Here is a 4,396-nt window from a genome sequence, read left to right as displayed (position 1 = left end):
GGTTAGATTAGGTTAATTATAATTAGGGTTTTCTGGAGCGTTAGACCAAATACTGTAATCGCCACCAAGTTCAATCATTTTTTCTTTCCAGAAAAATTCATAATCTTTTTCTATAATTGCATTTTTATGAACATTTTTGGTTACTACCCAGGCATTAGATTTTAACTCATTTTCAAGTTGATTAATTTCCCATCCTGAGTATCCTAAAAAGAACTTAATATCCTTTTCACTTATTTTACCTTCAGATATTAAGTTTACCACTTCAGAAAAATCTCCCCCCCAAAAAATGCCTAATGATATTTCTATACTATTTGGTATTAAGTTTGGGACTCTATGAATAAAATATAAATTATCTTGTTCAACAGGACCTCCATTATAAACTTTGTATGGTGCATCAATTTCTGGAATTAACTCCTTAATAGTATATTCTAAAGGTTTATTAAGTATAAAACCTATAGAGCCTTCTTCTGTATGGTCTGTTAATAGTACAATAGAACGATTAAATGATAAATCTCCTATTATTGATGGTTCTGCTATTAACAAATCTCCTTTTCTTGGTTTTGTTAAAATCATTTTAAGTGAGTTTTGTAATTAAATGTAACCTTTATTTATGTAATATACAATATTTTGTAAGGTAATAGTGTCCTTTTTAGAACAGAATAAAAGAATGTATGTTGTTTTTATATTAAAATTCGATGAATTATTTCTGTAATAAAAAAGCCTTCTTAATAGAAGGCTTTTTGTAAATTATTATGATGTAAAAATTAGTTTACAGCATTTGCTAAATCAGACCCTGCTTTAAACTTAACAACGTTTTTAGCTTTGATTTTGATCGTCTTTCCAGTTTGTGGATTTCTTCCATCTCTAGCAGCTCTTTTAGATACCGACCAAGATCCGAATCCTACTAATGAAACTCTGTTACCTTTTTGTAAAGCACCTTCAATTTCAATTAACGCACATTCTAAAGCTTTTTTTGCAGCTGCTTTAGTAATTCCTGCGTGTTCTGCCATTGCATCGATTAAATCTGTTTTGTTCATAATTTAAATTTTAATTATTAATAAAAAGTTGGTTAAACATAATTGTTAAATCCTTTACAAATTTATACGGATTATGCTACTATGCAAGTAATAGCAAGGGAAATACCTGTATTTGTTAATAACTTTGTTTATTTGTTAATAAAGAAAGTCGTTTTTTTCATTTTTTTGGTATCATCAATAATAATAAGGCTTTAGAGCATTTTAGCATCGTTTTTAAATTCATAACCGTTTAAGAGTGATTTTATGTCCATTGTTCGCTTTCCTGGCATTTTTATATCTATAATTTTTATAAAACCATTTTGCACTGCTACTTTAACTTCTTTTTTAGTAGCTATAATACTTCCAATTTCTAAATTATGAGTTTCTATTTCTTTTTCTACTGTATATATTTTAATGTCTAAAACATCATTATTGTTTTTTAAGCTAGACCAAGCGGCAGGGTAGGGGCTTAATCCTCTTACTTTATTGTAAATACTATCTATTGTACTATTCCAATTTATTTTACAATTGTCTTTATTTAATTTGTAAGCAGTTTTAATAGTTGCATTTTCTGGTTGTGGAGTCGTTTTTACTGTATTATTTTGAATTAGTTCTACTGTCTTTAGTACTAATTTACTACCAACAGTCATTAACTTATCGTGTAAACTACCAGCATTTTCTGTAGCTTCAATGGAAATCTCTTTTTGAAGTATCATTGCTCCAGTATCTATTTTCTCGTCTATAAAAAATGTAGATACTCCTGTTTTAGTTTCCCCATTAATAATAGCCCAATTTATAGGAGCAGCACCGCGATAATTTGGTAATAAAGATGCATGTAAATTAAATGTACCATATTCAGGCATTTGCCAAACTACTTTTGGTAGCATTCTAAACGCAACTACTATTTGTAAATTTGCATTTAATGCTTTTAGTTCTTTTAAAAAATGGTCATCTTTTAGGTTCTTGGGCTGTAAAATATTTAGACCTTTTTCTTTGGCGTAAACTTTTACTGCAGATTCATTTAATTTTCTCCCTCTTCCTGAGGGTTTATCTGGAGCAGTAATTACTCCAACTACATTATATTTATTTGTTATTAGTGTGTTTAAAGTTGCTACAGCAAAATCTGGAGTCCCCATAAATACAATTCTTAAATTTCTCATAGGTATGTATTTTTAACTACTATAAAGTGCGTTTAGGTATGTGCTAATTTATAGGTGTTTGTTTTTGTTATTGTAATGATATTATGTTCTAGTAATTCTTTTAGTGTATTTTTTATTTGTTCTTCGGTAAATGAAGAGCTTTCAAATAATTCTCTAGAGGATAAATGTTTTTCTTCTAGTGCTTCAATAATATAGTTTTTAACAGATTTGTTTTTTTGTGTTTTCTTTTTACTCTTTTTTATACATACCGAACAAATGCCACAATCTTTAGTGTTTTTTTCTTGAAAATAAGTAAGAAGCTGTACGCTTTTGCATATAGTATTGTTGCTAACATAACTTAAAACAGATTCTACTTGTTTTTTGCGTAGATTGTTTTGCTGTTTTATAATAGTTGCTATTCTATTTATAGTTTTATTATCTTCTCTTGGCTCTATGTATGTAATTTGGGCATCGGTTTTTGAGCGTTTTAAACTAATAATTTCTGCTTTTTCTAATTGGGCTAAAACATTTATAACTACTGCTTCTTTTACAGATGCTTTTTCTGCTATAAGCACTGTGTTTATTTTAGTTTCTTGTTCAAAAATACCTCCATAAGTTCTTAGTATGGATTTTACTATAATATTTATTTCTGCATGAGTTTCTAAATACCTAAATAAAGATGCATTACTAACTATAAATTGAACTTGTGTTCTATTGTTAAATTGTTTAGACAGAGTAATTATACTTGTTCTGTCTAATAATAATAGGGCATTGTATGCTAATATGGGGTTAAAATTGTAAGTTTTACAAAAAAGATTGAAATTAAAATCGAAGGTTTGGTCTATGCCTTCTCCATAAGAGATTTGAAAATAGCTACTTAATTTTCTGTAGATTATTTTTATAAAGTCTACACTGGGTAATACTTTTAAAAATTGATTTGTTATTAACTGTTCGTCGTTTTTAGTTTTTAGGATAACTGCAAAAGCTTTTTTTCCGTTTCTTCCGGCTCTTCCTGCTTCTTGGAAATAACTTTCTATACTTTCTGGTAAATTTACATGGATTACTGTCTTTACATCTGGTTTATCAATTCCCATACCAAAAGCATTTGTAGCTACCATTACTTGTTTTTGGTTATGCATCCAAAGTTCTAAATTTTTATCCTTTTCTGCATTAGATAATCCACCATGATAATATGTCGCTGTAAAATTTTTTCTTTCTAGAAATTGACTAATATCTAATGTTGCCTTTCTATTCCTTACGTATATAATAGATGATTGCGGGTTTTTCTTTAAAATGGCTTCTATTCTATAAAGTTTATCTTCTTCTTCAAAAACCATGTAAGCTAAATTAGACCTAGAAAACGATTGTTTAAATATTTTTGGTTTTATAAAGTCTAACTCCTTAATAATATCATCTACAACTTCTGGCGTGGCACTAGCAGTTAAAGCTATAACGTTAACTGTTGGTTGTAACTCTCTAAGTAGCGTAATATTTTTATAGGCGGGTCTAAAATCATTTCCCCATTGCGAGATACAATGCGCTTCGTCTACAGCAATTAAATTTACATTCATTTGTCTAATGCGTTCTTTTACAATGTCTTGCTGAAGTCGTTCTGGAGATAAATATAAAAATTTGTAATTACCATATATACAGTTATCCAATAAGGTGTCTAATTGAGAGTACGAGATTCCACTAGTTAAAGCCATTGCTTTTATACCTTTATCTTGTAAGGCTTGAACTTGGTTTTTCATTAAGGCAATTAGTGGAGAAATAACAATACAAATACCTGGTTTGTGTAGTGCCGGAATTTGAAAGCAGAGCGATTTTCCCCCACCAGTTGGTAAAAGGGCAAAAGTATCGTCCCCATTTATAACAGCATCAATAATATCTTCTTGAAGCGGTTTAAAAGCGGTGAAATTCCAATAATGCTCTAATATTTGTATTGGGTGTTGCACTACAATGCTTTTACTACATTTATAATATGATCTGCCCTAGTTTCAATAGATCCAAAAGGTACATCTCTTAATTCGTAATTATACTTTTTATAAGTTTTTAATAAATGTTCATGTATCTCTACAGCTTGTTCAAAGTTTTCATAGCGTTCATTATCGCTAGTAAAAATTTCTTGCCATGGCCCTAAAATAAAGACATAATCGTATTTATATTCTTTACATGGTTTTACAAAGGTATCTGGGTAAGTATCTCCAATATAATCCATGTAAGCTACAATGTCTGGAATAC

At 29.3% G+C, this 4,396-nt stretch carries 5 protein-coding genes; all 5 read right to left on the bottom strand.

The genetic code is table 11. From position 1 onward, the window contains the following. Nucleotides 1-12 precede the first annotated feature (12 nt). Nucleotides 13-573, bottom strand: coding sequence for a YqgE/AlgH family protein (locus tag ACVC2P_RS09820; RefSeq protein ID WP_452598300.1), 561 nt, complete (start codon nucleotides 571-573; stop codon nucleotides 13-15). 191 nt (nucleotides 574-764) lie between these two features. Further along, nucleotides 765-1,037, bottom strand: coding sequence for an HU family DNA-binding protein (locus ACVC2P_RS09815; RefSeq protein ID WP_452598299.1), 273 nt, complete (start codon nucleotides 1,035-1,037; stop codon nucleotides 765-767). Nucleotides 1,038-1,228: 191 nt separating this feature from the next. Then, entirely contained in the window at nucleotides 1,229-2,176 is a 948-nt protein-coding gene (gene fmt / locus ACVC2P_RS09810) for a methionyl-tRNA formyltransferase (protein ID WP_452598298.1), read from the bottom strand. A gap of 32 nt (nucleotides 2,177-2,208) precedes the next feature. Continuing rightward, nucleotides 2,209-4,110: a RecQ family ATP-dependent DNA helicase gene (locus tag ACVC2P_RS09805; protein WP_452598297.1), complete on the bottom strand. Its 1,902-nt coding sequence runs from the start codon at nucleotides 4,108-4,110 to the stop codon at nucleotides 2,209-2,211. Next, nucleotides 4,110-4,396, bottom strand: a 287-nt coding sequence (locus ACVC2P_RS09800) for an AAA family ATPase (RefSeq protein WP_452598296.1), incomplete at its 5' end; no start/stop codon positions are given. The genes ACVC2P_RS09805 and ACVC2P_RS09800, both read right to left, overlap by 1 nt.

Source organism: Pontimicrobium sp. MEBiC01747 (assembly GCF_053601635.1).
Note: the sequence above shows the minus strand (reverse complement) of the source record. Positions and strands in the feature narration are given on the sequence as shown.